Consider the following 26,517-nt stretch of genomic DNA (forward strand, 5'->3'; position numbering starts at 1 on the left):
GTTTTTTTATAGCGAAAGGATTTCTGCCAATTTTAACCAGGTTGGCGTTATTTTTTCTGCATCGATATGTTTGATGGCGTGCGAAAACGGGGTAAATACGATTTCCTTGTTAACCTGGCCAGCCATTACATCGGTCTTGCCTTCTAGTAAGCCTTCAACCGCCGCCACGCCCAGGCGACTTGCCAATACGCGGTCCATGCAGCTTGGCTTGCCACCACGCTGGATATGACCCAATACCGAAACACGGATATCATACTTCGGAAACTTGGCCTTCAGCGCCTCGCCTACGTTGTAAGCACCTCCGGCTTCGTCGCCCTCGGCAACAATAATAATTTTAGAAGCCTTGTCCTTACGGCCATGCTCCAACCTTTTCATCAGGTCTTCTACACCAATTTTGGCTTCCGGAATAAGGATGGCTTCAGCACCTACACCAATACCACTGCGCAAGGCGATTAATCCCGAATCGCGACCCATTACTTCTACAATAAACAACCGGTCGTGCGACTCGGCGGTATCTCTGATCTTATCAACCGCATTGACCACGGTGTTAATGGCCGTATCGTAGCCGATCGTAAAATCGGTTCCAGCCAAGTCGTTATCAATAGTGCCAGGCAAACCAATCACCGGAAAACTGAATTCTCTCGAAAAAAGATCGGCACCGGTAAAAGTTCCGTCGCCACCAATGACCACCAGCGCATCGATATCGCTTGCCACCAAATTCTTATAGGCCAGCTCGCGACCTTCCTTGGTTTTAAAGGCATCGCTACGGGCGGTTTTTAATATGGTGCCTCCCCGTTGGATAATATTGGCCACCGACTTGCCGTCCATCGGCATAAAATCGGCTTGGATAAGTCCTTCGTAGCCCCGCATTACGCCAGTAACCCTTAAATTATGGTATAAGCTCGCTCTTACCACCGCCCTGATGGCGGCATTCATTCCGGGAGAATCTCCTCCGGAAGTTAGTATTCCTATATTTTTGATGTTACTCATGTATGTTTCTTATTTGCTCGGCTTATAATTGTCTAAGCCACTCTGCAAGAATGCCGCATATTCCTTGGCATTAAAATTAGCGCCTTGGGGTTCAACCAATGGATTTAAATCATGGTCGGCCAATACATAAAATGGCTGTGCGTTTGCATTGTATTTAGTTGCCTGAAGATCTTGGTTCCATCTGCCCAAATCATCCGTATTCCCTTTCAAATAGTTAGAATAGTGATTTTTATTGGCGGGCATTTTTATTTTCCGCTCGTCTACATAGAGTTGGATCAGCACATAGTTTTCTTTAATCAGCTTGCCTACTGTGGCATCGACCCAAACCTCGTCTTCCATTTTGCGGCAATTGACGCAGGTATGGCCGGTAAAGTCGAGCATAATTGGCTTATTTACTTGTTTAGCGTAAGCAATTCCCTCATCCAAATCAAAAAACACATTGAAACCATGCGGCGGATGCAATACATCATCGTATTTTACCTTTTTAGGGAAACCCACCGAGGCCGAACTAGCAGAACCTGAGCTCCCAGCAGTCAAGATAAAATCCTGGGTATTCATCGGAGGTGCCAATCCGCTTAATATTTTTACCGGAGCACCCCAAAGGCCAGGCACCAAATAAATGGCGAAAGCTATTGAAACTAGCGACAATAATAACCTTGGTACGCTGACATACGGCAGGTCGCTATCATGTGAAAATTTGAGCTTGCCCAGCAGGTAGAAGCCCATCATGGCAAAAATCACGATCCACAATACCAAAAAGATTTCTCTGTCGAACCACTCCCAGTGCCAAACCAAATCTGCTGCCGACAGGAATTTCAAGGCCAAAGCCAGCTCTAAAAAGCCCAAACAAACCTTTACGCTGTTCAGCCAGCCTCCAGATTTTGGCATGCTATTTAAAAAGCCTGGGAATATAGCCGATAAGGTAAACGGAAGGGCCAAAGCCAAGGCAAAACCAAACATACCAACGGCAGGTGCCAATATTTCTCCTTTTGAACTTGCTTGCACCAATAGCGTACCGATAATTGGTCCGGTACAAGAGAACGAAACCAAAGCTAAAGAAGCCGCCATAAAGAATATACCACCCAAACCTTTGCTATTGTCGGCCTTTGCGTCAATCTTATTAACGAAAGAACTTGGCAAGGTAATCTCGAATGCACCAAAAAAGGAAATGGCAAAAACAACAAGCAATATAAAAAACAGAATATTGAATAGGCCGCTGCTGCTTAATTCATTCAGCTTTGCCGAACCAAACAAGATAGTAATCAACAAGCCAAAAGCCACATAAATAACGATGATAGAAAGGCCATAAATAATAGCCAAGCCAACGCCTTTTTTCTTGCTTCCCGCTTTTTTCGTAAAATAACTTACTGTGAGTGGAACCATGGGAAAGATACATGGCATTAGAAACGCCAAGAATCCACCAAACAAACCCTCAATAAAGGTTTGCCAAAGTGTTTTGGGCTTTGCCTCTTTTTTAACTGAAGTGGCTGGAGCTTTTGCCGTACTTACCGAATCCTTTTTAACGGTATCTGCTTTGATATTATTCTTTATGCTATCTTCCTTAGACCCAATCGTGGTAAACTGCAAATCGTCGGGTGCACTGTTGGCCGTTGTGTCTGTTTGCGGTTTGAGCGCATAGCCGAGGTTAGGGCTCATTACTAAAAAGGAAGCCATAAGGAACAGCAGCAAGCTTAATTTTTTCATGGTGATATCGATTAAATTCTCAAAGGTTAGTGTGCTTTGGTGTGTTTTTAAAAGGCGTGAAGTTAATGATATTTTTTTATTTGACATCTTTGGTACTTACCTCAAATGCCTTATTTTACTTTCAATAAATACTATCAATTAACTGGGATACTAAACATCAGCTCGTCAGAAGGCAGGCAAGCCTTGTCGCTGCACACCATAAATTCTACTTTGCCCCTAATGGTAGTTTGCCTTTTGTTGAGCCTGATTTTTTGCTCAAAAACAACCTCTTTTTCAAAATAGCCAAGGTTGGCCTTTAAAAATTTATCGTATTTAACTGTTGGCTTGGGCTGCTGGGTAGCTCCAATCAGGGTATAATCTTTAGCGGGTACAAAAGTAAAAAAGGTGCGGGTTGGACTCGGTTTCGGATTGAGTGCATAAATATGCCATTTAGGCTGCAGGCGGGCTTTAAGGTAAAGCGTGGCTTCATGCGCTCCGGTTTTTTGGGCGCGGTACGACCAGCTTATTGGTTTTTCAAGCTGTGCCAATACGCTCGAGCTGGCACCAAGGATCAAAATCAATCCCAATATCAGTTTCTTCATTGGATTATATCAAACAAAAAAAGCCCTGAAAAACTTCAAGGCTCTTTAATTTCTTTTAATGGTTTATTTTACCGGTATGCTAAAGGCTACTTCGGCAGGAGGCAGGCATTGCTTGTCGTTACATACGCCAAACTCCAGTTTTCCTTTGACCACGGTTTCGCCCTTGTTCAGTTTTACCTTTTGCTGAAAAACGACTTCGTTCTCAAAATAAGCCACGTTCATCTTGAAAGTTTTTTCATAAGTGCTAATCGGTTTAGGCTCCATAGTCTTGCCAACCAGGGTATAGTCTTTTGATGGGCTGAAGGTGAAAACGGTTTTGGTAGGTCCACCCGCCTTTACGTTTTGCGAATAGATATGCCATCCTTCATCAATTGTGGCCTTTAAATAAACCGTGGCTTCGGTTTTGCTTGTTTTTTTGGCCACGTACGACCAGCTTACGGGGTTTTCTAGTTGCGCAAATGCTCCGGCAACGCTAAAAAATAATAATGTTAATACTAAAGCTATTCTTTTCATTTGTTTATATATGGGTTAAAAATTCGATCTCCTTAAAATTATATTCCACCATTTGGCCTTCTTTTTCCAAGCGCAGCAGCCCCAGGTCGCTGATGCCCTTGATCGTTCCTTCAAAAACCTCGCCATTTTGGCGGTAGTTAGCCCGCTGGTCAAACCTGTATAGCCTATCAACGTAAGTTTGCCTCAATTCGGTATAATGGCCTGCCCTAAGCTGCAAATATAGTTTTTCCAGTTCGCTGCAAATTTCAGACAATAATCTGTCCAAATTCACATCTTGTTGTAAAATTTGCCCCAGAGAAGTAGCACGTTGACTCAGTGCTGGCGCAAAAACCTGCTGGTTTACATTGAGGCCTATGCCAATAACGGCAGTTTTTATGGTGCTGCCCACGATGGTATTCTCAATCAGTATGCCACCCAGTTTCTGGTCAAAATAGTAAATATCATTGGGCCATTTGATGCACATGCCCGATGGCACATAAGCCAACAAAACCCTGTTTACAGCCACGCTAACCACCATGTTGAGCAAAAACTGCTTATCCAGGGGCAAAAAGCCGGGCCTCAATAAAACACTGAAAGTTAGGTTTTTTCCGGGCTCGGCATGCCAGGCATTCTGTTGCTGGCCCCGTCCGGCATATTGATTCTCTGCCATAATTACAGTACCTTCTGCTAATGGCTCGGAATTTGACACTAGATTTTTCAGAAAATTATTGGTCGAATCAACCGCCGATAATTTGATAAGATTTTGACCAACAAATAATGTTGAAAAAGTGTTATTTTGCAAGTGTTGATGTTATATTTGTTGCTAATCAAAAGTAAAAATTTTTAATGGTAAAAAAGAAAACCGCAAATCTTTCTACATACCTCTCAGAAATAGCTATCCATGGCATTCAGGAAAAAAAAGGGAACGATATTGTGCGCTTGGATCTTAGAGAACTGAACAGTTCGGTTTCCGATTATTTTATTGTTTGCAATGCCGATTCTTCGACCCAGGTAAAAGCCATTGCCGATAGCGTTGAGGATGAAATCTATAAACAAACGCAGTTGAACCCTTGGCGCAAAGAGGGTTTGGATAATGCCGAATGGATTATCCTCGACTATTTTGATGTCGTAGTGCACATTTTCAGAACTGAAAAACGCGATTTCTATGGCATCGAAGACTTATGGGGCGATGCAGAAACCACCTCTTACAAGAGCGCATAGCCGTTAACTTAACACTAATGTAAAAATGAAAGAAAACCAAAATACAGACAATCCAAAACAGATTAAGCGAGTTCCTAATATTCCGAAGAAACCACAAAAAGGCTCCAAATTCAATATCTTCTGGGTTTATGCGGCCATTATTATCGGTCTTGTTGTTGTTAATTTCCTGTTCTCTTCCAACGATGTAAAAACCATCCCATACAAGGAATTCGAGCAAAACATGCTCATTCCGGGCGATGTGAAGCAAATTGTGGGCTATAAATCGTCGGATGGAGAAACGTATACCGGCGAAATCTACCTCAAGCCAGAAAAGGACAAAGATCCAAAGTATAAAAAATACCTTAACAACAATGCGCTGCAGCTTTCTAAAGGCGGACCGATTGCTAAATTGGTGATGACCGATTCGAAAACAATGAGCGAGAGCTTGAAGGAATCGCAAAAAAACCTGTCTCCTGATGATCAGATTACCATTACGGCTACTTCGAAATCAAATCCATGGGGCACTATTTTTCTCAATATCATTTTGCCACTGTTGTTTTTTGCCGGACTTTGGATTTTCATGATGCGCCGCATGGGCGGTGGCGGCGGTGGTGGCGGCGGCCAGATTTTCAACATCGGAAAATCGAAGGCTACACTGTTCGACAAAGAAAGCCAGGTTAACATCACCTTTAACGATGTTGCCGGCTTAGAAGAAGCCAAACAAGAGGTAATGGAAATCGTAGATTTCTTAAAAAATCCTAAAAAATACACCAATTTGGGTGGTAAAATCCCGAAAGGTGCGCTTTTGGTAGGTTCGCCGGGTACCGGTAAAACCCTATTGGCCAAAGCCGTTGCCGGCGAAGCCCAGGTTCCTTTCTTCTCGCTGTCGGGTTCCGACTTCGTAGAAATGTTTGTGGGCGTGGGTGCCTCGCGTGTGCGCGATTTGTTTAAACAAGCCAAAGACAAGGCTCCGTGTATCATCTTTATCGATGAGGTGGATGCCATTGGCCGGGCCCGTGGCAAAAACAGCATGATGGGCGGCAACGATGAGCGCGAAAACACCCTGAACCAGTTATTGGTAGAAATGGATGGTTTTGGCACCGATTCTGGAATTATCATCTTGGCCGCAACCAACCGTCCTGATGTATTAGACTCGGCTTTAATGCGTCCAGGAAGGTTCGACAGGCAAATTTCTATCGACAAGCCAGACTTGGTTGGCCGCGAGCAGATTTTCAGGGTACACTTAAAACCAATTAAAACGGCACAAGAGGTTGATGCCAAAAAACTGTCGGCACAAACGCCTGGTTTTGCGGGTGCAGAAATTGCCAACGTTTGTAACGAGGCCGCCTTGATTGCGGCACGCCGAAACAAGGAAATGGTTGATATGCAGGATTTCCAAGATGCGATTGACCGTGTAATTGGTGGTTTAGAAAAGAAAAACAAAATCATCTCTCCAGAAGAGAAAAAAATTGTGGCCTACCACGAAGCCGGCCACGCCATCGCAGGCTGGTTCCTGGAACACGCCAACCCATTGGTAAAGGTTTCCATTGTTCCACGTGGGGTTGCGGCCCTAGGCTATGCGCAATACCTGCCTAAAGAGCAGTTCTTGTATACCACCGAACAACTGATGGACGATATGTGCATGACCATGGGTGGCCGTGTAGCCGAAGACATTATTTTTGGCAAGATTTCGACCGGTGCGCTGAGCGATTTGGAACACATTACCCGAATTGCCTATGGCATGGTTAAAATCTATGGCATGAACAAAAACGTGGGTAATATCTCTTTCTACGACCCGCACAACGAATACAATTTCGATAAGCCATACTCTGATAAAACGGCCGAAATGATCGACAATGAGGTTCGTGCCCTTTCTAACGAAGTTTACGAGCGTACCAAAAACCTCTTGCTCGAAAAGAGGGAAGGCCTGGAAAAACTGGCTCAAAAACTATTGGAAAAAGAAATCCTTTTCCAAGCCGATTTGGAAGAGCTTTTGGGCAAACGTCCATTTGATAGCAGAACAACTTACGACGAGTTTGTAAACGGTACCGACAATCCGCTACCTGTTTCTGAAGGCTTGGTGCAAGGCAATGTTACGCCACTCGAGCCTAGTTCAAAAACAGAAGAATAAACAATTATTCAGCCATACAATAGAGCAGCAACCTTATAGTTTAAGGTTGCTGCTTTGTTTATAAGAAAAGTTAATTACATTTGGATTGTCTGATATGAAAGAGAATATTACGCCGAAGGAATTGATGCTGAAAAAAATTAGAAAGGCCCTGCTCGAAAAGCGGGACAATCCTTATCCTAATTTAGAAGAAAATCCTCTTTACAAGTCTAATACCGAAGAACTGGAAATCCTGTTTGCCGAGCAGCTCACCGCCGTGTCGGGCAATTTTGTTTTTTGCGAAAACGGGGTCGATTTTATCGAAAATATTCTCGAATTGGCCGATCGTTTCAATTGGCGCAAAATCTATTGCTGGGAACCCGAACTGCAAGCCTTGTTAAGGCACTACGAATTCCCTTTTTACGAAACCGACAAAGACTTTGAACTGGCCGAAGTAGGCATTACCCTTTGCGAAGCTCTCGTGGCCCGAAACGGATCGGTTATGCTGAGCAACCAACAGGCCTCCGGACGACGGCTGAGCATTTTCCCTCATCATCACATTGTAATTGCCAGAACCGGCCAGCTGGTGTTAGACCTTAAAGATGCTTTCAAGCTGCTGAAAGACAAATATGGCAACCAACTTCCTTCTATGATAAGCAACATTACCGGACCAAGCCGAACGGCAGATATTGAAAAAACACTGGTCCTTGGCGCGCATGGCCCAAAAGAACTATTTGTATTTTTGATTGACGATTTTTCCTGAAAAATTTTTATTTTAAATAAATAATACTATTTTTATACTGAATACCAAATCGGTATAGGGTATAAACTTGGCAAGATGAACAAAACATATTCGGTAATCACAGGCACAGGCAGCTATATTCCAGAAAATATCATCTCGGGTGATCATTTCATGGAGTCATCTTTTTTCGACAAAGGCATAAAGCTGGACAAGGAAAACACCGAAATCATTAACAAGTTTAGTGAAATTACGGAAATCGTTGAGCGCAGGTATGCCGATCCGCACCTGCTGAACAGCAATATTGCGACAGTAGCGGCCAAGCGCGCCATTGCCGCGGCTGGCATCGACAAGGAATCGTTAGATCAAATCATTTTTGCACACAACTTTGGCGATGTTAAATTAGCCTCTAACCGCATGGATATGCTCCCGGCTTTGGCCGCCAAGGTCAAGCTGGAGCTACAGATCGAAAATCCGGATTGCGTGGCCTACGACCTTATTTTTGGCTGTCCGGGTTGGGTACAAGGCGTTATACAAGCCGATTACCTGATCAGGAGCGGCGACGCCAAAAAAGTAATGGTTATTGGTTCGGAAATGCTTTCGAGAATCATCGATCCGCACGACAGAGACAGCATGATTTTCTCCGATGGCTCGGGCGCAGTTATTTTCGAAGCCCGCAGTTCTGATGAGCCTCTAGGCGTTATCGCCCATAAAAGCCAAACCTTTGCCAATTATGCGTCCTTACTTACCATGGGCTGTAGCAACAATCCCGACGAAAAGAACGGCAATACTTACCTTAAAATGAACGGGCGCAAGCTCTACGAATTTGCGGTAATCAATGTGCCGCAAGTGGTTAAAATAGCCATAGACAAGGCCGGCATAGGTTTATCAGCCATTAAAACGGTATTCATTCATCAGGCCAATGGCAAAATGGACAACGCCATTATGAAAAGGCTGTTTAAGCTTTATGGATTAGACGAAGTGCCCGAAAACCTTGTTCCCATGACGATTTCATGGCTGGGCAACAGTTCTGTAGCCACCATCCCAACCCTTATCGATCTGGTGGTGAACGGAAAGGTAGAAGGCTACCAGGCCAGAGCCGGAGAATACGCCGTGTTTGCGTCGGTTGGAGCAGGAATGCACATTAATGCCGTAGTGTATCGGTTCTAAAATACTTGGCAGGCACATTCTCAAAGCATACCTACAACGTTAAAAATTTGCAGGCCTTGCTCAATTTCCCAATCTTTTTAAACCCTGTTTGGCTTCTGCTTCGATGCTGCTTTCGTACTCGTGGTTTTTCATGCCGATAGCTGTATTAAAGCTGGCCTTGGCTTTAGCGGGATTGCTTTTTTCGTAGATCTTTCCCATTTGGATGGCCGCTTTGGCCGCATAATAGTATTTTAGGTTTTTGCCTACATTAATGGCGTTTTGGTAATTGGCAAGCGCCAATTCATCCTTGCCCAGGTCGTCGTTTATACGCCCCAGGCGATAATAATATTCTGCTTTATCTTTTGGCGAGGTATAATCGTCGGCAGTGGTACTACTCAGTTGTTCGGCAGCCTTGCTCAAATAGGCCCCATCAAACAATAGGCGGGCCTTGAGCAGGTTTTTGTTTGGAACCGGTGCATTGGCATCATTCAGGGCCTGCTTGTCCCTTTCCTGATAAGTATAACCACTTGATTTGGCCTTGGCCGCATAGGCATTGTAGCCTGCATCGTCGCCTTTTAACAGCGCAATCCAGCCTAAATGCAGATTGGCATCCTTGATGTAGTTTACGCCTTTATTGGTCTGCAAAAAACGATCGAAGGAAGCCGAGGCACTATAATCGAGTTTGTTGAGCTTGGCAATGCCCATCAGGTAATCCAAATAAGGAAAAGCCTGGTAATAAGCTCCAGTAGGCCTATTGGCCAATATTTCAATGGCCTCGTCGTTATGTCCGTTGCGGGTGCATACATAAGCTTGCAGGTAGGCCTTGAGCAAGCTGCTGTCGGCAATGCGCGCGGTATACTTCATGGTTTTGGCATAGGCCTGCGGACTTCTGGCGACATCGGAGAGCACATAGGCGTAGTAGAACACGGTTTCTTCATAAAATGGCTCATACGACGATTTAGGCAGGTTTTCTGCCAGTTTGTCGAGCATGCTTAAGCCTTGCTGCAAATTGCCCCTTAAGCCAAAGGTAGAAAGTGTCGATTTCAAAAAGCCATCGGGCAAGGCCCCAATCACGGCATTGATAAATCCCAGTCCTTTGCCATTGAGGTGAAAGCCAGGAAACTTCTTGCTGTTGTCTTGCAACATGCCGTTAGCTCGGTTTATCTCTCGGGCCGCCGTTAAATAAGCGCCGTACCTTCCCCTAATGAGCGCCCATTGCAAATTGATTTCGGCCTGGGCATACAAATAATAAGGCGACGTTTTATCATCGTCGCTAATCTGGTCTATGCGGGAACTTTTATTGGCTTCGAGCCGCTCAAATTCGGTCTTGCTCTCAGTAGTAATGAGGTAAAAATAATCTACATAGTTTTCCAGCAAGGGCACAATGGAATTGTTCGGGTGCACCTTTTTCTCGTTGGCAATCAGCTGGCGGGCAGTGGCCAGTTTGAGCTCAAAAATATTTTGGTAGGCCTTAAGGCAGTTGGCATTAAAATCGAAGTTGGCCAGGGCCAGGTTTGGAACTGCCAAGCAGCAGCAAAGAAAGAGATATTGGATAAAGCGTTTAATACGTACGGGTTTAAGCATAGATTGCCGTTGGTCTTTAAAAATTTAAGTTACTGATTTTATATAACGTTAAAAAACCGCCGATGTTTTTGTGAACAAAACAAACTTAAATCTTTCTAGGTACGGGCAAATCTTGCATTGCAAAAAAGGCCGGATTTTCATCCGGCCTTTTCCTATTTTGTTATGCTTCTGTTTCACTAAGCTCGTGGGTCAATGCTTCATCAACCAAGATACGGCCACAGTGCTCGCAAACGATTACTTTTTTGCGCTGACGGATATCCAATTGGCGCTGAGGCGGAATTTGGTTGAAACAACCTGAACATGAATCCCTATCAATAGTTACGACAGCCAGACCGTTAACCGCATTGTTTCTCAACCTGTGGTAAGCGGTTAGCAAACGTTCTTCGATTTGGGTTTCTGCTTTTTCTGCTTTTTTCAACAAAGCCTGCTCTTCTTTTTCAGTTTCGGCAGTAATGGTTTCCAACTCTGTTTTCTTTACGTCCAAATCGCCTTTTCTAGCTTCGATATTAGCCAGGGCTTGCTCATAAACTTCGGTTTTAGAAGTGATTTCGAAGCCATGCTCCTTGATTTTCTTCTCGCAAACCTGTATTTCCAGGTTCTGGATTTCTACTTCCTTGGTTAAAGCGTCGTATTCTCTGTTGTTTTTTACGTCTTTTAATTGTGCTTCGTATTTTTTGATCAAGCTTTGCGCTTCTTTGATCATGTTTTTACGGGTTACGATTGCATCTTCAGTATCGTCTAATTCAGCTTTGATTTTTTGTATACGCGTTTCTAATCCGGCTACTTCATCCTCTAAATCAGCTACTTCCATAGGCAACTCGCCTCTAATCTGACGGATTTTATCAATCTTGGTGTGAAGATTCTGTAATTCGTATAAAGCTTTTAGCTTTTGCTCTACTGTTTGTTCCATTAAATGAAATAATTTATGGGGTTTGTGTTATGCTCCGTTAAACGGATTGCAAAGTTAGGAAATTTTTCTTGAATATTCTCTATCAACAAATTAGATGTAAATTGTTCGCTTTCATAGTGTCCGATGTCGGCAATAACCAGGTGTTGTTCGGCGTCGAAAAACTCATGGTATTTAAAATCGGCTGTGATAAAGGCATCAGCGCCAGCGGCTATGGCCTCTTTCAGCAAAAAACTGCCAGATCCGCCACACACGGCCACTTTTTTTATTTTTTTAGGCAACAAGGCAGTATGCCTGATTACTTTGGCCTGCATGCGGTCTTTAACCAAAGCCAAAAAATCTTGTCCTTCCATCTCTTGTGGCAACCAGCCTACCATCCCTGCACCTACGGTTTCGAGCTTGTTGGCTATGGGGTAGATATCGTAGGCTACCTCTTCGTAAGGGTGGCTTTCGAGCAGGGCCAGCAACACTTTGCGCTCGTCCTGTGCTTTAAAAACCGTTTCGATCCTGATTTCGGCCTCGTGGTGCTGACGGCCTTTTTCGCCCACAAAGGGGTCGCTTCCTTCCCCGGCCTTGAAGGTTCCGGTTCCGGCACCGTTAAAGCTGCATTCGCTGTAGTTGCCAATATGGCCTGCACCCGCAGCAAACAAGGCCTCGCGTACCTGGCCTGCTTGTGCCTCCGGACAAAAAGTGACCAGTTTTTTAAGCAGGTTTCCCTTTGGCGACAGGATTTTTGCTTGTTGGATGCCCAGTTGTTTGCAAATCCGCGCATTCACACCATTAGCCATGTGGTCTAGATTGGTATGGATGGCATATAGGGCAATGTTGTGCCGAATGGCCTTGAGTACCACGCGTTCTACATAGGTTTTGCCATTCAGCTTTTTAAGCCCTTTAAAGACAATGGGGTGGTGCGTAATGATCAGGTTGCAATTTTGTGCAATCGCCTCGTCTACAAGCTGTTCGGTACAATCGAGCGCCACCAGCGCCGCCTGTATCTCATCGTTGGGATGGCCTACAATAAGGCCCGAATTGTCATAATCTTCCTGGTAGTTGAGCGGGGCCAGGCTTTCGAGGTAATTGGTAATTACGGCTAACTTCATGGTATAAAAATAGCAAATCCTTGCAGGATTTGCACCTACAAGGATTTTTATACGGGTAGTGGTGGCCTAGTATTGTTTAAAACCGCCCATTCTTACCATTTGCAAGCTTTCGAATACCATGCGTTGGTTGTGCTCAAAAGCCAGGCTTTTGTGGTTGATGATGTCTACAATCGACCCGATCAAACATAAACCTCCGGTTAACAAGTACAGGATACCCATCCCGATTTGGTTAACGATGAAACGTTGCAGGCCGGGAACCAAGAAAAGACCGATCACACAGAAGAGCAACATATCGCTTGGATTTTTCCTCTTGCCTGAGTAGATCATTAAAAATGTGCGTACTTGTTGTTCGTCAAGACCACTGGTTGCAGTTTGCAAGTATGAATATTCTTGAGGGGTGATACCCGGTAATGCCATAAATTGTGCGTCAAACATAGCTTTATCCTCCTAATATTTTAATTTAAATTCCTTTTTAAATAATTGTTTACTGAGCTGGTAAATGCGGTAGCCGATCAAGAGCAGGGCAGGTATGCCAAACCAATGTTGGGCTAAGCTTGCATTCACATCTCCATGGAACAATGCGGTTATCGACCTTCCTAAGCCACAACCCGGACACCAGGTTATGCCTAAATTTGCCAGTGGGCAAAGGCTGAAATGATGCTCGTGAGGATTAGCCGTTGCTAGCAATACTAAAGCCAACACCCAAAACACCAGTTCTACCGGAAAGCTGCGAATATACTTCATGTTTCCTTGTTTTAATAATTAGATATAAAGGTACTAGGTTTGTTACTGATGCGCATTTTGATTTCGACCAACGCTAAAAATTACCCGACAAACTGGCAAATGCAGGCTAAGAAACAATTTAGGCCCGGGCTATTTGGCCTTTTAATCCTTTTGTTCGAAACACCGGAGGGCTTATTCCCAAAAGCGCTAAGCCTCAAGTTGTACCAATTGTCATTTCGACAGAATTTAGCGGGTGGACATTTGCAAATGCTTATCTTTGTATAGTGAACATCCGCGACCTGATCAACAGATACAAAACCGACGAGCGTGTGCAAGCTGTGGCGCAATCGCTCAACAAAGGCAAGGGCAGCAAAACCCAACTTAAGGGATTGGTGGGCTCTGCCGATGCCGTAATTGCCGTTGCCACCTACTTTTTGCTACACAAACCCCAGCTTTTTATTATGCCCAACCGCGAAGAAGCGGCTTATTTCCTTTCCGATTTAGAAGGCATTTTCGGCATAGATGTACTGCTTTTCCCTTCGTCTTTTCGCAAACCGTTTGAATTTACCCAGATCGATACGGCCAACGTATTGGCCAGGGCCGAGGTGCTGAACGAACTGAACCACCAGTCTGAATATGGCAAAATTGTAGTCACCTATCCAGAGGCCTTGGCCGAAAAGGTAATTGACCGTTCCATTCTCGAAAAAAACACTTTGGAAATCAGCTTGGGTGCCAAGCTCAGCATCGATTTCATCAACGAGTTTTTGATTGAATACGATTTTGAAAGATCCGATTTTGTGTACGAACCGGGACAATTCTCCATCCGTGGCGGCATTGTAGATATTTTTTCTTTCTCCCACGAACTGCCCTACCGCATCGAATTTTTTGGCGACGACATCGAAAGCATCCGCACCTTCGAAATAGACAGCCAGCTTTCGGTAGGCGATGTAAAAACCCTCACCATTGTACCCAATGTACAAGCCAAATTTTTAACCGAGAGCAACATCAGTCTGCTCGACTATATTGAAAAAGACACCCAGCTTTGGTTTAAGGATGTTGATTTGACTTTGGATGTGGTGAAAAGCGGCTACAAGAAAGCCAATGAGCTTTGGAAGGCGCTTTCCATGCCCGAAAAGCAGCAGAACCCGAACTGGCTCGACCCCAAGTTTTCTTTTTCCGACGAAAAGATGCTGGCCGATCTGTTCCAGGATTTTTCGGTGGTCGAATTTGGCAAACAGTTCTTTTACCAAACCGATTCTGTTTTCCAGTTCGATACCAAGCCCCAACCTTCTTTTAACAAGGACTTTAATCTCTTGATCCACAACCTGAAGGAAAACGAGAAGGCCCATATCCACAATTTTATCTTCACCAATTCGACCAAGCAAACCGAACGCTTGTATGCCATTTTGGATGATATTGATAAAACGGCAAAGTTTACGCCGGTTAATATTCCGTTGCGCGAAGGCTTTGTAGACCTGGGGCAGCAAATGGCTTTTTATACCGATCATCAGATTTTTGATCGTTTCTACAAATACCAGCTCCGCAAGGGCTACCAACGGAGCCAGGCCATTACCCTCAAAGACCTGCGCGAGCTGAAGCCCGGCGATTTTGTAACCCACATAGACCACGGCATAGGCAAATATGCAGGCCTGGAAAAAGTAGAGGTTAACGGCAAGATACAGGAAATGATCCGTTTGGTGTATGCCGACAATGACCTGCTTTACGTGAACATCAACTCGCTTAACCGTATTGCCAAGTTTAGCGGCAAAGACGGTACGCATCCCAAAATGAACAAATTGGGAACCGAGGCCTGGGACAAACTCAAGAAAACCACAAAAAAAAAAGTTAAAGACATTGCCCGCGACCTGATCAAGCTTTACGCCATGCGCAAGGCCCAATCGGGTACCGCTTTTGCGCCCGACGGCTTCTTAGAAACCGAATTGGAGGCTTCTTTCATTTACGAAGATACCCCAGACCAGGTAAAAGCCACCAGCGACGTGAAAAAAGACATGGAAGCCCCGCATCCTATGGACCGTTTGGTTTGTGGCGACGTAGGCTTTGGCAAAACCGAAATTGCGGTACGCGCCGCCTTCAAAGCCGTAGCCAATGGCAAGCAGGTAGCCGTGTTGGTGCCTACTACCATTTTGGCGTTGCAGCATTTCAAAACATTTTCGTCGAGGTTAAAGGAATTTCCTTGTACGGTCGACTATATCAACCGCTTTAAAACCAGCAAACAGATTAAAGATACTTTGGCCCGTGTGGCCGAAGGCAAGGTAGACATTGTAATTGGTACACATCGTTTGTTGAGCAAGGATGTAAAGTTTAAAGACCTGGGCCTGATGGTGATAGACGAAGAGCAGAAATTTGGGGTAGCCGCCAAAGAAAAGCTGAAGTCGCTGCGCGTCAACGTAGATACACTTACCCTTACCGCAACGCCTATTCCACGTACCCTGCACTTTTCGCTGATGGGCGCGAGGGATTTGTCGATCATGAGCACGCCACCGCCCAACAGGCAACCTGTTAACACCGAACTGCATGTGTTTAACGACAAGCTGATCCAAGATGCCGTTCAGTACGAATTGGATCGTGGCGGACAGGTTTTCTTTATCCACAACCGTGTTGACGATTTGAGGCAACTGGGAGGGCTGATCCAGAAACTGGTGCCGAAGGCGCGTATCGGCATTGCACACGGACAGCTAGACGGCGACGCACTGGAAGATGTGATGCTCGATTTCATTAATGGTGAAAAAGACGTGTTGGTAGCCACCACGATTATCGAAGCGGGCTTGGATATTCCGAATGCCAATACCATTATCATCAACCATGCGCACATGTTTGGCCTGAGCGATTTGCACCAAATGCGCGGACGCGTGGGCCGATCGAACAAAAAGGCCTTCTGTTATTTGTTAACCTTGCCAATGTCGACATTAACCAACGAGGCCCGTAAACGCCTAAGCGCCATTGAAGAATTTTCTGACCTGGGCAGCGGTTTTAACATTGCCATGAGGGATTTGGACATTAGGGGCAGCGGCAATTTGTTGGGTGGCGAGCAAAGCGGCTTTATTGCTGAAATTGGCTTCGAAATGTACAACAAGATTCTAGACGAAGCTATTCAGGAGCTGAAAGATGCCGAGTTTAAGGATTTGTTTAAAGACGAACCGCAGCGTCCTTTTGTAAGCTTTACCCAAGTAGATACCGATTTGGAACTGCATATTCCGGATGATTACGTGACCAATATCACCGAGCGCTACAACTTGTATACCGAGCTTTCCAAACTCGAAACCGATGCACAACTCCATGCTTTTGAACAAGAACTGCACGATCGGTTTGGACCAGTACCTGCGCCTGTAAAAGGGATGACCAAGGTATTGCGCCTGCAATGGGTGGGCAAAAAACTGGGATTCGAAAAGCTGAGCTATAAAAAAGGCATTTTGCGCGGCTATTTTGTAAGCGACAAACAATCGCCCTTTTTTGATTCTGAAATATTCAACAAGGTTTTGGCCTTTGCACAGCTGCATCCGCGCCTGTGCAACCTCAAAGAAGTAAAAGATACCCTGCGCATTTCTTTCGACAACATCAATAATGTTGATGAGGCGATTGAAATGTTGGAAATGATTTTGTAGCAACCGTCTTCGGAGCTTTGAAAACTTCGAAAACAATCAACCTAACCAAATATGGATTCTCAAATCTTATTAGACCTGGTCCGCGTTAAAATGCCTTACGGAAAGTACAAGGATTGGCTAATCTGTTCCCTGCCCGAGCCCTATTTGGTGTGGTACCGGGAAAAAGGCTTTCCGGCCGGAAAACTGGGCCAGTTACTGGCCACCATGTACGAAATCAAAGCCAACGGACTGGAATATTTATTGCAACCGCTGAAGCAATAAATTTGGCCATTGGCACAAATCGATAGCCCTTAATAAAAGTGCATTCTTGCGAAGTGTTAAAAGCTTCGCAGGAATGCTTAAATGTTATTTTATCTCACAACCGTCCTCGTCACAAACGGCATCATTGTTTTTGTTCAGGGAAGTGAGTTGAGTTTGTGGTTGGGCAGCTTTCCATTCGTTAAAGCTTTGCGTTAATGCCTCTTTAAATGTAGGTACGGGCTGTGCGCCAGAAAGCGCATATTTACGGTCTAATACAAAATACGGAACGCCCCTAACGCCCAGTTGCTGACTTTCATAAATATCGTAACGAACGGCTTCGGCATATTGATCGCTTTCCAGAACGCCTTTTACCAAAGTCTCGTCCAAACCCAATTCTTGACCAATGGCCAACAGCACCTCGTCTTTTGACACATCCAAGCCATCGATAAAATGGGCCTTAAACAACACTTCTTCGGCTTGGTCTTGCAAACCTTGGCTCGCCGCAAAATGAATCAACCTGTGCGCTTTAAATGAGTTTGCGGGAATATTAGCGTTGAAGTCTATATCCAGTCCGGCGTTTTTGGCCATTTGGGCCACCTGAACGGTTAGGCCTTGCGCCTGTTCGCGGCTCATGCCCTTGCTTCGGGCCAGGTAACTGTACAGGTCTTCGTTATTGGTATTTTGGTATTCGGGATTAAGCTGAAAACTTTTCCATTCTACCTCGATTTCCTTTCGAAAAGGCAAGCTTTGCATGGCTTCTTCAAAGTGCCTCTTGCCGATATAGCAAAACGGGCACATCACATCTGACCAGATTTCTACTTTCATGATACAAAGGTACAACAGGCCTTTGGGGAAATGGTAAGCAGGGGGTAAAAATCACCAAAAGAAAACAAAAAAGCTCCCAAAATAATCGGGAGCTTTTTTATTCCATTTATGGGTAACGCTACCAGCAAATTATTTATACAACTGGTTAAACATCCACTTAAATGTTCCGTGGGTTTGAGCCCTGAAGGTGATTTCTGGTCCGAAGGCGAATAGTTTTCCTTTGCCGTAATCGGCTTCGAAAGCGGTTACGCCATCTTGCAGGTAGCTTTGGCCCCAGGCCCAGCCGCTGCGCAATGGTGTGGCATTGGCAAACCAAGCCAATGGTTTGATTTTTCCACTCGAAACGGCGTCGGCACTTAATTTAAACACCGGACTGTTGTCAAAATAAACATCAGCGGTGCTATCCATGCCCCAATTGGCAGGTTGCTTGCTATCTAATGCCACATTCAACACGCTTCCTGGCACATAATATTTCTCTGCAGGCAGTCTTTTTTCTACACCGCCAACCAATTCTACAATCGCATTGCGAACCGGCAGCTCGAGGTGGTTTGCCAAATTCGTAGCGCTGCCAATGGTTACGATATCGCCACCGGCTTCCAAGAATTTTTTCAGTTGCGGAATTGATTTTTCTTGCGTCATCCTTCCAATTCTGCCTCTATATTCTGCGGGAACGGTTTCTGGTGCCGGGCCAAAGCCTCTTCCGCCGGCATTGGCCGGATTTGGATTGAAGGCCGGGATAGAACCATCAACAAAAACAATGACATCGTATTTATCTTTCAGGTTGCCCGCATCAATGTCTGGTGCGTAAATAACCGTTGCATCAAAATGGTACTGTTCCATAATGAAACGGATCCAGCCCGAATCCATAGAGCCCCCGTAAGTGTCCCAAAGGGCAATACGGGCAGGGGCAATTTTTACCGCCTTGGCTGGTTTTTGAGCCGCCATTACGCGCATGCCAAAGCCATGTTCCGCTTTATCCAAAATGCTTTTCGCCTTGGCCGATGCCGGTACGTAGAAAGAACCGTCGGCTGTGTTTCTGTATACTTCGGCGCCGCCTTTTAATAGTTCGTTTACCGCCAAGAAACTTTCGTTGGCCTTGGCGCTCAACACATAGCCGCTGCCGCTTGGCAATGCCTTTGGCGTAGCTTTGATCAGTTCGCCATAAGGCAGTTTTTCAAAGGGGCCATCAAAAGGCTCCAGAATACGATCAAATTTCACATTCATCAAATAAGCCAAGGTCCAGCCTGCCGCATCGTAAGGCGCAATTGGGGGGCCTCCTTCGTATTTAAAATCGTTAGGATGGTCTTGTGGCTCAAACATATCCAAAACATGCGGACGGAAAGCCTGATCGGTTTTTACCACATAAGAACCTGCCGGATAGGATTTGCCAGCTACCGTAAAAGGTTCCGTGGCTTTTTGCACACGAATCCCGGTCCTGATCAGCGCGTTTAAGAAACGAATGGCTGTTGTAAAATCCTGTTGGTCGGCCGAAAGGATATAGCCTCTTGCATCCCTGTTTTTAGGCGCTTTCATAACCGTATCCAAGTATTTAATCGGCATGCCTCCACGATTGAACTCGCCACCAGGACCCGTGGTTGTTGCTTTTTTATCTTTTTGATAGGCTTCGTTAATGGCATCGATCTTTTTGGGCGAGAAAGACCAGGTGTCTTTGCCGCCACGCTCAATAGAGTTGCGGCCCATTTGGTAAATATTGTACAACAATTCGTCGCCGTAGCGTTGCGCATAGTTCAATACCGCATAGTTCAACGAAATCGAATAGTCGATCGAGTTTTTGAAATACCATTTTTGCGGCAGGACCGGGTTTGGCGAATCGCCGTTTGGCAACAGGCGAGAAGGCACCAATGGAATATCGGAAGGGGTTGGACTGCCTACAATTTCGGTCAGCAAGCCAATCATGTTGTGGAAATACGTCGTGGTGCGCAAACCGCCGTTATACCAGGTAGAAAATACCGATCCGCCACGTTGGGTATAGCCTGGCTTGGCTTCTACGTTCATGCGGTTGTGCATGGCTGCGCCCACGGCATCGATACTGGTTAAAATAATTGGATCGAATACATAGTTGTAAGGATCGCGGTAAGGAGGGCCTGCTACCACAGTACCTGCAGGACCAGCCTGATGGTGGTTATACATGATCTGCGGAATCCATTCAACAAACAACTGACGGCCCATGTTTTGCGTTTCCTTCAGGTTCAGCATGAAAAAATCGCGGTTGTTATCGTGCCCGGCATATTTTTCGTACAAGCGGGGTAAGCCGTTGATCGAACGTTTTTTAGGGTCTTTTTCGCGCATGTACCAATCGCTCACCAGCTCTTGTCCATCAGGATTGGCGTGGGTCATCAATACAATTACCTTATCCAATATCTTGGTGGTTTCGGCATCGGTACGACTGGCCAGGTTATAGGCCATTTGGATGAGCTGATGTGCACCAACCACTTCATTGGCGTGCAAGCCGCCATCAATCCATACTACCGCTTTGCCTTCGGCCGCCAGGGCTTTGGCCTGGTCTTTGGTCAAGTCTTCGGCATGCGCTAGTTTTTGTGAAATTTCTTTATACTTCTCCAGGTTTTTTTGGTTTTCTGGCGAGGTAATGATGAGCATGTATTGGCTTCTTCCTTCTTCGGTTTTGCCGATATCAACCAGCTTTACACGGTTGGAGCTGGCGGCCAATTTTTTAAAATAAGCTTCGGTTTGGGTGTAATTGGCCAGCTGGTAATCGTCGCCAATGTCAAAGCCAAAATGAGATTTCGGCGTAGGAACGGTTTGTGCCCAGACGGTTTGCACGCTAAAAAGCAAGGCCAACAGCCACAGGCTACGCGGGTAAAATTTTGCCATAAATTAAGTTTTGTTAGTTATATCAAATATAAACTGCTTTGGCCTTGAACGTATTGCTGCGATTGATTTGTTACAAGAATGTTGCGCACAATGGTGCCACCTGGCCTAAGCTGCCCGATAAATCAATCTGGATATAAGAGATATTTTGCGCGTATTGTCTTGAACTTTCCTAATCCCGGTTCCCAGCTTCTTCTGATTTCGGCTTCAGACATTCCCGCTATAATCTGTTTTCTCAGCTGGTCTGTACCTATGCGCAAATCGAAAGGAGATACCCCATTCGCTCTTTCTTTGCCAAAGAAATTGGCTTTGTCTGGATAGGCCTTATAGAGCTCTATCAGCCATTTTAAATTAAGCTTACGGCTTTTCCTTAAGATGCCGATGTCGTAGTTGCGAAGGTCGAGGCCATAGCAAACCGTGTCTTTGTGGTTTGGCCGCTCGCTCATTCCGGCAATACTAACCGGTTTGTACGAAAACGAATACTTGCCCTTTAGTGCAGGTGCGCCCAAAATGGTAAAGGGCATATAAGTTCCGCGGCCTTCATTGATCGCCGTTCCCTCAAACATGCATAAGCTTGGAAAAAGCATCACGGCTTGTTGCGTATTCAAATTTGGAGAGGGGTTAACCGGCAGCACGTAAGGCATGCTGTGGTTATAATTGGCAACTTTTATGATTTTGATTTTGCATTTCTCCTTCAAATAGCCTTCGCCGTTAAGGTATTGTGCAAACTCTCCTATAGTCATCCCGTGGGTCATGGGGGTGTAATGTATTCCAATGGCCGATTTGTACTTGTCTTCGGTCATTACTGGCCCGTCAACCACATAGCCGTTCGGATTGGGCCTATCGAGAATGAGCAGTTCTTTGCCGTTTTCTGCACAGGCTTCCATTACATGCTCGAGCGTATTGATATTGGTGTAATAGCGGCAGCCCACATCCTGGATATCAAATACCATCAAGTCTATATCTGCCAGCTGTTCTTTTGTAGGCTTCTCATTTCGGCCATACAAAGAGATGATCGGAAGGCCGGTTTTCGCATCTTTCTCATTGCCCACCGCCGCTCCATTGCTGGCATTACCCCTAAAGCCATGTTCGGGGCCAAACACTTTTACAATTTTAATTCCAAGGCTCAATAAGCTGTCTACGCTGCTTTTCTTGCCTATTATCGAGCTCTGGTTGGCAACCAGTCCAATCCGTTTTCCCTTGAGGTAAGGCAAATATTTTTCGGTTTGGTCTGCACCTGTAACAATTTCCTGCTTCTTGGAAATTTTTTGTTTTGCCCCTACTATTTGCACGCTAAAAAGCAACAGCAGCAGCCCTAAGCCACGAAGATGAAATTTTGCCATAAAATTAGTTTTGTTGGTTAAATATAGCTCGCTTGGGCTTTGGTAGGCTCGCAGCTATTGATTTTGTTACAAGAGCGGCCCTACTTAATACAAAATCAGGTACAAGTACACGTATACTACCGGTGCAGCAATCAAAAGTCCGTCAAAGCGGTCTAAAAAGCCCCCATGGCCCGGCAAAAAGCTGCCCGAATCCTTAGCGTCCAAACTTCTTTTCAGCATCGATTCAACCAAATCGCCCAAAGTACCAAAACATACGATAAGTACCGCCATGCCCGCCCAGACCCAACTGGCCTGCTCGGTAAATTGGGTAGAGATTACATAAGAAACCAGCACACTGGTAAACAAGCCTCCAAAAAAGCCTTCCCACGATTTTTTGGGCGAATGGCGTTCGAACAGCCTGTGCTTGCCAAATTTCATCCCAAACAGGTAGGCGCCCGTATCACTGGCCCAAAGCATCAATAAAAAGGCCAGGGGCAAATGGAAATTGTAGTGGTTAAAATCGTTGAGAAACCCCAGCGAATAAAAGAAGCAGAAAGGTATGGTTACATAAACAAAACCAATAAAAGTATAGGATATATTGGCAAAGGGAATTTTGTTCTTTTTGTAGAGCTCCACAATAAAGATCGAAAACAGCAGCGGCACAATGAGCAGAAGATATTTCAGTTCATACTGGAAAAAATGATAGCCAGCCGTAAGGCCAAAAATAACTGCCGCCGCCAGTACGCCCATGTTCCGGTGGGGCCTGATCCCCCCTATCTTAACCAGTTTATAAAACTCGAGCAAAGCCACCAAACTCAAGGCCAAATAGAAAAAGGTAAAGGTATAGGCGCCCAAAAAAATGGAGCCTAACATCACGATGGTAAAGAAAAAAGCGGTAATGGCCCGGGTTTTCATAAAAGTTAAAACGGTATAAATTAAGGGTTAGGATGTGGCTCAATGCCTACTGTCGATTCTTTGGGTTTGGTTTGCTGTTTTAAATAGCCGAACAAAGCTACGGTTAATGCCAGACTAATCAAGGCCAAATACCAGGGCAGTCCAGCGGTATCATCCCGATCTATGGGCAAATTGTTTTTTTGCATGTAAAACGCCACGCAAACGGCATAGGCGTTGTTTAAAAAATGGGCAAAAACCGTATACCAAATGCTTTTGGTCCACCAATAGATATAACCAAACATAGCGCCCAAAAACATCCTCGGAAAAAAGCCGAAGAACTGAAAATGGATGGTGCTGAAAATGGCCGCCGAGATCCAAATGGCCACATGCGGATTTTTAATCCAGCGCAAAAAGCATCGCTGCAAAGCCCCCCTAAAAATAAATTCTTCGCAAATGGCCGGTATGAGGGCTACTACGGTGATGTTGACCAAAAGTGCGCCTATTGATGACATTTTTAAAATCGCCTTGGTCGTTTCCTCGCCTTGGTTTTCTAAATAGCGCATCCAGTCTTCAACTTTTTTTAGCACCACTGGAAGATGCATCTTTTGGTTCAGCTCGGTTACCCAGCCCATAAAAGGCACAGCGGCCAACATGATCAAAAAAACAAGGCTCAGCCAATTTATCTTGGGGGCTGTAGTGCCATAAAACCGATTAGGGTTTTTGCCTTCTGTTACCCCCAGCATCAGTGCCGGAGCCAAAAAGAAAAAAAGCTGCTGTGCGGTTAGCAATATTTTAGTCGCATTCACGCTTCCATTTAAATCCAGCTGGCCACTAAATATAGCCATCATCGACTCGGAGCCATAGCCAATATAAATAATGAGTACGCTAACCACAATGCAGGCAATGAACCCCATCCCAACTAGCAAGCCCAAAAACACCAATTGTACAAATGGGTGCTTCTCTGTGGCCGTTTCTTTTATAAAATCCATTTCAATGTAAAGATGCTCAAGTATTTGGCTGTTAAAAGCGCATTAAAAACAAAGTTTGTACCTTTGTAAAAATTAGTTGAAGATAGACAAATGTCGGTAAAGATAGGAAATATAGATTTAGGAGAGTTCCCCTTGTTGTTGGCGCCTATGGAAGATGTGAGCGATCCACCTTTCCGCTACGTATGCAAACAGGGCGGTGCCGATTTGATGTACACCGAATTCATCTCTTCTGAAGGGCTTATCCGCGATGCCGCCAAAAGCCGTCAGAAACTCGATATTTTCGAATATGAAAGGCCCATTGGCATCCAGATTTTTGGCAGCGACATCGAGAGCATGCGCGAAGCTACCGAAATTGCGACCCTGGCCAAACCCGACCTGATGGATATCAACTATGGTTGCCCTGTTAAAAACGTTGCCTGCCGCGGCGCGGGAGCCAGCTTGCTACAGGATGTGGACAAGATGGTAAAAATGACAGCAGCCGTAGTCAAGGCAACCCATTTGCCCGTTACCGTAAAAACCCGCCTGGGCTGGGACGATAATACCAAAAACGTTTACGAAGTGGCCGAACGCCTGCAGGATGTAGGCATACAGGCCCTGACCATACATGGACGTACCCGTGCGCAATTGTACAAAGGCGAGGCCGATTGGACTTTGATCAGGGAAATAAAACGCAACCCGCGTATCAAAATCCCTATTTTTGGCAATGGCGACGTAGACAGTCCACAAAAAGCCGCCAACTGGCGCCTGGAATACGAAGTAGATGGCATTATGATTGGCCGTGCGGCTATTGGCTATCCCTGGATATTCAGGGAAGTAAAGCACTTTTTCAAAACCGGCCAGCTTTTGCCCGGCCCAACCCTCGATGAAAGGATGCTGGCCTGCCGCACCCACCTCAACAAATCAATCGAATGGAAAGGACCAAAAGTAGGCGTATTCGAAATGAGGAGACATTATGCCAATTATTTTAAAGGCCTGCCCGATTTTAAACCTTACCGGATGCAGTTGGTCAAAGAAGAAAATATCGACACCATTCATGCCATTTTGGACGAAGTGTCAGAAAAATATGCAAATGACATGCCTTTTGTAGAAATGGCTTGATTATTGAATTGCATTTCTTAATTTTAGTCATGGTTACAGCAATCACACAAGGCGTAAAAATCTCGGTAGATACCATTTATCAAGATGAGCACTCTAATCCAGCCAACGAGCATTACATGTTCGCCTACCGCATCGAGATAGAGAACCTGTCTGACTATGGCATCCAGTTGATGCGCCGTCAATGGATCATCTTCGATTCGAATGGTACTTTGCGCGAAGTAGATGGCGAAGGCGTAGTAGGCGTACAGCCTGTGATCGAGCCCGGCCAAAGCTATGCCTATGTATCAGGTTGCAACCTGAAAACAGATATGGGCAGCATGCGCGGCCACTACGTGATGAACCGTCTTTTTGACAATACCAGCTTTAACGTTGATATTCCAGAATTTCAGCTTATCGTTCCCTACAAACTCAACTAACCCTTATTTTCCTTTAACCCTTTTGGTTAACCCCTTTTTTGATACCTTTAGGGTAACCATTTGCCATTAACGTGATCCAGTTCGAACTCCTAGATCTTGCCCGAAAACAGATGCCCAACTTGGACTTGAACCAAGAAAGCGATGTGATTAGGCTAGAGAAAATATTAAAGGCCGAAATCAAGCTCAACAACCACATCAACATCAATGATGTAGAGCAGCTGCTGGATTTTTTGAGAAAAGACGGCGGAAAATTTGCTGTTTTTTTCCAAAACAAAACCATTCGGACCATTTTGAATGCCAAGGGCGAAACAATCAACTTTGCGCCTTTCGACCGCCGTGGCCTTAGCGAAGAAACCTTGAACAGCTTTGCCGAAACCTTTGCTTCCAACGTGGAAGGCTATCTGAGGGAATGTATACGGGCAGGTGCCTGGTTTAGTCTGAAGAGCCTATTCATCAATTATTCTTTTTTGGTGCAGGATTCGACCCGTGAAAACATCCGGCAACTTTTAACGCTTAAAAACAAATCGATTATACAAGCCATTTATACCCATCAGTTTGTTTCCTTCATAGATTTTAATCGCTTTTGCAGAGATGCCGGCTACTATGGCATACTGAGTATCGTAGATCCTTCTTATTTCGACCAGGATATCCTCGAAATCAATAATGCCATCTACCAAAACCAGGAAACCTCCATAGAAAGGCTCAAATTGCTTGGCGAGGTGCTTTATGCCCTTACCTATTATAATGCCCATTCGGAAGATTTACAGGCTACCCTGGCCAATAATCAGCCGGTGGCGCTCAAATGGGCTTCGATGGGCCCAAGCACCAGCAGTGGCCGCGATAACCATACCATAATCTTTGTTTCTTACATCGTAGCCGCCATCTTAATCATTATTTTAATGGCTGCAGGGGTGGGTGGCGTAAGTATATTCGTACCCATTGTTATTGCAATCGCCCGTTTGGCCAGCAGAAATATCCGTTAGC

The 26,517-nt window shown here is 45.2% G+C and carries 24 protein-coding genes; 9 read left to right on the plus strand and 15 right to left on the minus strand.

The genetic code is table 11. The features are described from left to right. Positions 1–6: 6 nt before the first annotated feature. From pfkA to AC6H1S_RS18540, 5 genes are all read right to left on the minus strand, one after another. Positions 7–990 carry a 6-phosphofructokinase gene (gene pfkA / locus AC6H1S_RS18520; protein WP_199137888.1) on the minus strand — a complete coding sequence of 328 codons (984 nt, stop codon included), beginning with the start codon at positions 988–990 and terminating at the stop codon, positions 7–9. A gap of 9 nt (positions 991–999) precedes the next feature. After that, positions 1,000–2,694 carry a protein-disulfide reductase DsbD family protein gene (locus AC6H1S_RS18525; protein ID WP_497564571.1) on the minus strand — a complete coding sequence of 565 codons (1,695 nt, stop codon included), beginning with the start codon at positions 2,692–2,694 and terminating at the stop codon, positions 1,000–1,002. 134 nt (positions 2,695–2,828) lie between these two features. Next, positions 2,829–3,275: a protein-disulfide reductase DsbD N-terminal domain-containing protein gene (locus AC6H1S_RS18530; protein ID WP_497564572.1), complete on the minus strand. Its 447-nt coding sequence runs from the start codon at positions 3,273–3,275 to the stop codon at positions 2,829–2,831. A gap of 63 nt (positions 3,276–3,338) precedes the next feature. After that, on the minus strand, positions 3,339–3,788 hold the full coding sequence (locus tag AC6H1S_RS18535; protein ID WP_497564573.1) for a protein-disulfide reductase DsbD N-terminal domain-containing protein: 450 nt from the start codon (positions 3,786–3,788) through the stop codon (positions 3,339–3,341). A 4-nt stretch (positions 3,789–3,792) separates the two neighbouring features. Continuing rightward, positions 3,793–4,569, minus strand: a complete 777-nt coding sequence (locus AC6H1S_RS18540) for a biotin--[acetyl-CoA-carboxylase] ligase (RefSeq protein WP_199137896.1) — start codon at positions 4,567–4,569, stop codon at positions 3,793–3,795. A gap of 44 nt (positions 4,570–4,613) precedes the next feature. On the opposite strand from AC6H1S_RS18540, the gene rsfS reads away from it, so the two are divergent. The 4 genes from rsfS to AC6H1S_RS18560 all read left to right on the plus strand — a co-directional run bounded on the left by rsfS (position 4,614) and on the right by AC6H1S_RS18560 (position 8,983). Next, positions 4,614–4,988, plus strand: coding sequence for a ribosome silencing factor (gene rsfS / locus AC6H1S_RS18545; protein WP_199137898.1), 375 nt, complete (start codon positions 4,614–4,616; stop codon positions 4,986–4,988). Positions 4,989–5,013: 25 nt separating this feature from the next. Beyond that, positions 5,014–7,098 (plus strand): ATP-dependent zinc metalloprotease FtsH, encoded by a 2,085-nt coding sequence (ftsH, locus tag AC6H1S_RS18550; protein WP_199137900.1) that lies wholly within the window; start codon positions 5,014–5,016, stop codon positions 7,096–7,098. A 94-nt stretch (positions 7,099–7,192) separates the two neighbouring features. Next, on the plus strand, positions 7,193–7,837 hold the full coding sequence (locus tag AC6H1S_RS18555; protein WP_199137902.1) for a LutC/YkgG family protein: 645 nt from the start codon (positions 7,193–7,195) through the stop codon (positions 7,835–7,837). Between the two features lie 75 nt (positions 7,838–7,912). After that, entirely contained in the window at positions 7,913–8,983 is a 1,071-nt protein-coding gene (locus tag AC6H1S_RS18560) for a 3-oxoacyl-ACP synthase III family protein (RefSeq protein WP_199137904.1), read from the plus strand. Positions 8,984–9,043: 60 nt separating this feature from the next. Here the strand turns inward: AC6H1S_RS18560 and AC6H1S_RS18565 are convergent, their stop codons facing one another. The 5 genes from AC6H1S_RS18565 to AC6H1S_RS18585 form a co-directional block, all read right to left on the minus strand. Then, entirely contained in the window at positions 9,044–10,546 is a 1,503-nt protein-coding gene (locus AC6H1S_RS18565) for a tetratricopeptide repeat protein (protein ID WP_497564574.1), read from the minus strand. 160 nt (positions 10,547–10,706) lie between these two features. Next, entirely contained in the window at positions 10,707–11,456 is a 750-nt protein-coding gene (locus tag AC6H1S_RS18570; RefSeq protein WP_199137907.1) for a zinc ribbon domain-containing protein, read from the minus strand. Further along, positions 11,456–12,553: a Nif3-like dinuclear metal center hexameric protein gene (locus tag AC6H1S_RS18575; protein WP_199137915.1), complete on the minus strand. Its 1,098-nt coding sequence runs from the start codon at positions 12,551–12,553 to the stop codon at positions 11,456–11,458. The genes AC6H1S_RS18570 and AC6H1S_RS18575 overlap by 1 nt, the downstream gene beginning before the upstream one ends. Before the next feature lie 66 nt (positions 12,554–12,619). After that, positions 12,620–12,970, minus strand: a complete 351-nt coding sequence (locus tag AC6H1S_RS18580) for a TM2 domain-containing protein (RefSeq protein WP_233165702.1) — start codon at positions 12,968–12,970, stop codon at positions 12,620–12,622. Positions 12,971–13,000: 30 nt separating this feature from the next. Continuing rightward, positions 13,001–13,297: a DUF2752 domain-containing protein gene (locus AC6H1S_RS18585; RefSeq protein WP_497564575.1), complete on the minus strand. Its 297-nt coding sequence runs from the start codon at positions 13,295–13,297 to the stop codon at positions 13,001–13,003. Positions 13,298–13,560: 263 nt separating this feature from the next. On the opposite strand from AC6H1S_RS18585, the gene mfd reads away from it, so the two are divergent. Next, positions 13,561–16,899: a transcription-repair coupling factor gene (mfd, locus tag AC6H1S_RS18590; RefSeq protein WP_497564576.1), complete on the plus strand. Its 3,339-nt coding sequence runs from the start codon at positions 13,561–13,563 to the stop codon at positions 16,897–16,899. Positions 16,900–16,950: 51 nt separating this feature from the next. Then, the gene (locus tag AC6H1S_RS18595) at positions 16,951–17,160 is read left to right on the plus strand and encodes a DUF3820 family protein (protein WP_497564577.1); all 210 of its coding nucleotides are present in this window, start codon (positions 16,951–16,953) and stop codon (positions 17,158–17,160) included. A gap of 84 nt (positions 17,161–17,244) precedes the next feature. On the opposite strand, the gene AC6H1S_RS18600 is transcribed toward AC6H1S_RS18595, so the two are convergent. The 5 genes from AC6H1S_RS18600 to AC6H1S_RS18620 form a co-directional block, all read right to left on the minus strand. Next, a complete protein-coding gene (locus AC6H1S_RS18600; protein WP_497564578.1) occupies positions 17,245–17,964 on the minus strand; it encodes a DsbA family oxidoreductase in 720 nt (239 codons plus the stop codon). Between the two features lie 129 nt (positions 17,965–18,093). Continuing rightward, on the minus strand, positions 18,094–20,817 hold the full coding sequence (locus tag AC6H1S_RS18605; protein ID WP_497564579.1) for a M14 family metallopeptidase: 2,724 nt from the start codon (positions 20,815–20,817) through the stop codon (positions 18,094–18,096). A 122-nt stretch (positions 20,818–20,939) separates the two neighbouring features. Then, positions 20,940–22,157: an exo-beta-N-acetylmuramidase NamZ family protein gene (locus AC6H1S_RS18610; RefSeq protein ID WP_497564580.1), complete on the minus strand. Its 1,218-nt coding sequence runs from the start codon at positions 22,155–22,157 to the stop codon at positions 20,940–20,942. A gap of 84 nt (positions 22,158–22,241) precedes the next feature. After that, on the minus strand, positions 22,242–23,051 hold the full coding sequence (locus AC6H1S_RS18615; protein WP_497564581.1) for a phosphatidate cytidylyltransferase: 810 nt from the start codon (positions 23,049–23,051) through the stop codon (positions 22,242–22,244). A gap of 20 nt (positions 23,052–23,071) precedes the next feature. After that, the gene (locus AC6H1S_RS18620) at positions 23,072–24,019 is read right to left on the minus strand and encodes a CPBP family glutamic-type intramembrane protease (RefSeq protein ID WP_497564582.1); all 948 of its coding nucleotides are present in this window, start codon (positions 24,017–24,019) and stop codon (positions 23,072–23,074) included. A 90-nt stretch (positions 24,020–24,109) separates the two neighbouring features. On the opposite strand from AC6H1S_RS18620, the gene dusB reads away from it, so the two are divergent. The 3 genes from dusB (at position 24,110) to AC6H1S_RS18635 (ending at position 26,516) form a co-directional block, all read left to right on the plus strand. Then, on the plus strand, positions 24,110–25,117 hold the full coding sequence (gene dusB / locus AC6H1S_RS18625; RefSeq protein WP_199137933.1) for a tRNA dihydrouridine synthase DusB: 1,008 nt from the start codon (positions 24,110–24,112) through the stop codon (positions 25,115–25,117). A 29-nt stretch (positions 25,118–25,146) separates the two neighbouring features. Continuing rightward, the gene (gene apaG / locus AC6H1S_RS18630) at positions 25,147–25,533 is read left to right on the plus strand and encodes a Co2+/Mg2+ efflux facilitator ApaG/CorD (RefSeq protein ID WP_199137934.1); all 387 of its coding nucleotides are present in this window, start codon (positions 25,147–25,149) and stop codon (positions 25,531–25,533) included. Between the two features lie 110 nt (positions 25,534–25,643). Then, positions 25,644–26,516 carry a hypothetical protein gene (locus AC6H1S_RS18635; protein ID WP_199137936.1) on the plus strand — a complete coding sequence of 291 codons (873 nt, stop codon included), beginning with the start codon at positions 25,644–25,646 and terminating at the stop codon, positions 26,514–26,516. The last annotated feature ends 1 nt before the right edge of the window (position 26,517 follow it).

This window comes from Pedobacter sp. TM02, from assembly GCF_059705275.1.

Coding starts and splice junctions, on each gene's coding strand:
- pfkA (WP_199137888.1), bottom strand. CDS start 990: ATGAGTAACATCAAAAATATAGGAATACTAACTTCCGGAGGAGATTCT.
- AC6H1S_RS18525 (WP_497564571.1), bottom strand. CDS start 2,694: ATGAAAAAATTAAGCTTGCTGCTGTTCCTTATGGCTTCCTTTTTAGTA.
- AC6H1S_RS18530 (WP_497564572.1), bottom strand. CDS start 3,275: ATGAAGAAACTGATATTGGGATTGATTTTGATCCTTGGTGCCAGCTCG.
- AC6H1S_RS18535 (WP_497564573.1), bottom strand. CDS start 3,788: ATGAAAAGAATAGCTTTAGTATTAACATTATTATTTTTTAGCGTTGCC.
- rsfS (WP_199137898.1), top strand. CDS start 4,614: ATGGTAAAAAAGAAAACCGCAAATCTTTCTACATACCTCTCAGAAATA.
- ftsH (WP_199137900.1), top strand. CDS start 5,014: ATGAAAGAAAACCAAAATACAGACAATCCAAAACAGATTAAGCGAGTT.
- AC6H1S_RS18555 (WP_199137902.1), top strand. CDS start 7,193: ATGAAAGAGAATATTACGCCGAAGGAATTGATGCTGAAAAAAATTAGA.
- AC6H1S_RS18560 (WP_199137904.1), top strand. CDS start 7,913: ATGAACAAAACATATTCGGTAATCACAGGCACAGGCAGCTATATTCCA.
- AC6H1S_RS18565 (WP_497564574.1), bottom strand. CDS start 10,546: ATGCTTAAACCCGTACGTATTAAACGCTTTATCCAATATCTCTTTCTT.
- AC6H1S_RS18570 (WP_199137907.1), bottom strand. CDS start 11,456: ATGGAACAAACAGTAGAGCAAAAGCTAAAAGCTTTATACGAATTACAG.
- AC6H1S_RS18575 (WP_199137915.1), bottom strand. CDS start 12,553: ATGAAGTTAGCCGTAATTACCAATTACCTCGAAAGCCTGGCCCCGCTC.
- AC6H1S_RS18580 (WP_233165702.1), bottom strand. CDS start 12,970: ATGGCATTACCGGGTATCACCCCTCAAGAATATTCATACTTGCAAACT.
- AC6H1S_RS18585 (WP_497564575.1), bottom strand. CDS start 13,297: ATGAAGTATATTCGCAGCTTTCCGGTAGAACTGGTGTTTTGGGTGTTG.
- AC6H1S_RS18595 (WP_497564577.1), top strand. CDS start 16,951: ATGGATTCTCAAATCTTATTAGACCTGGTCCGCGTTAAAATGCCTTAC.
- AC6H1S_RS18600 (WP_497564578.1), bottom strand. CDS start 17,964: ATGAAAGTAGAAATCTGGTCAGATGTGATGTGCCCGTTTTGCTATATC.
- AC6H1S_RS18605 (WP_497564579.1), bottom strand. CDS start 20,817: ATGGCAAAATTTTACCCGCGTAGCCTGTGGCTGTTGGCCTTGCTTTTT.
- AC6H1S_RS18610 (WP_497564580.1), bottom strand. CDS start 22,157: ATGGCAAAATTTCATCTTCGTGGCTTAGGGCTGCTGCTGTTGCTTTTT.
- AC6H1S_RS18615 (WP_497564581.1), bottom strand. CDS start 23,051: ATGAAAACCCGGGCCATTACCGCTTTTTTCTTTACCATCGTGATGTTA.
- AC6H1S_RS18620 (WP_497564582.1), bottom strand. CDS start 24,019: ATGGATTTTATAAAAGAAACGGCCACAGAGAAGCACCCATTTGTACAA.
- dusB (WP_199137933.1), top strand. CDS start 24,110: ATGTCGGTAAAGATAGGAAATATAGATTTAGGAGAGTTCCCCTTGTTG.
- apaG (WP_199137934.1), top strand. CDS start 25,147: ATGGTTACAGCAATCACACAAGGCGTAAAAATCTCGGTAGATACCATT.
- AC6H1S_RS18635 (WP_199137936.1), top strand. CDS start 25,644: ATGCCCAACTTGGACTTGAACCAAGAAAGCGATGTGATTAGGCTAGAG.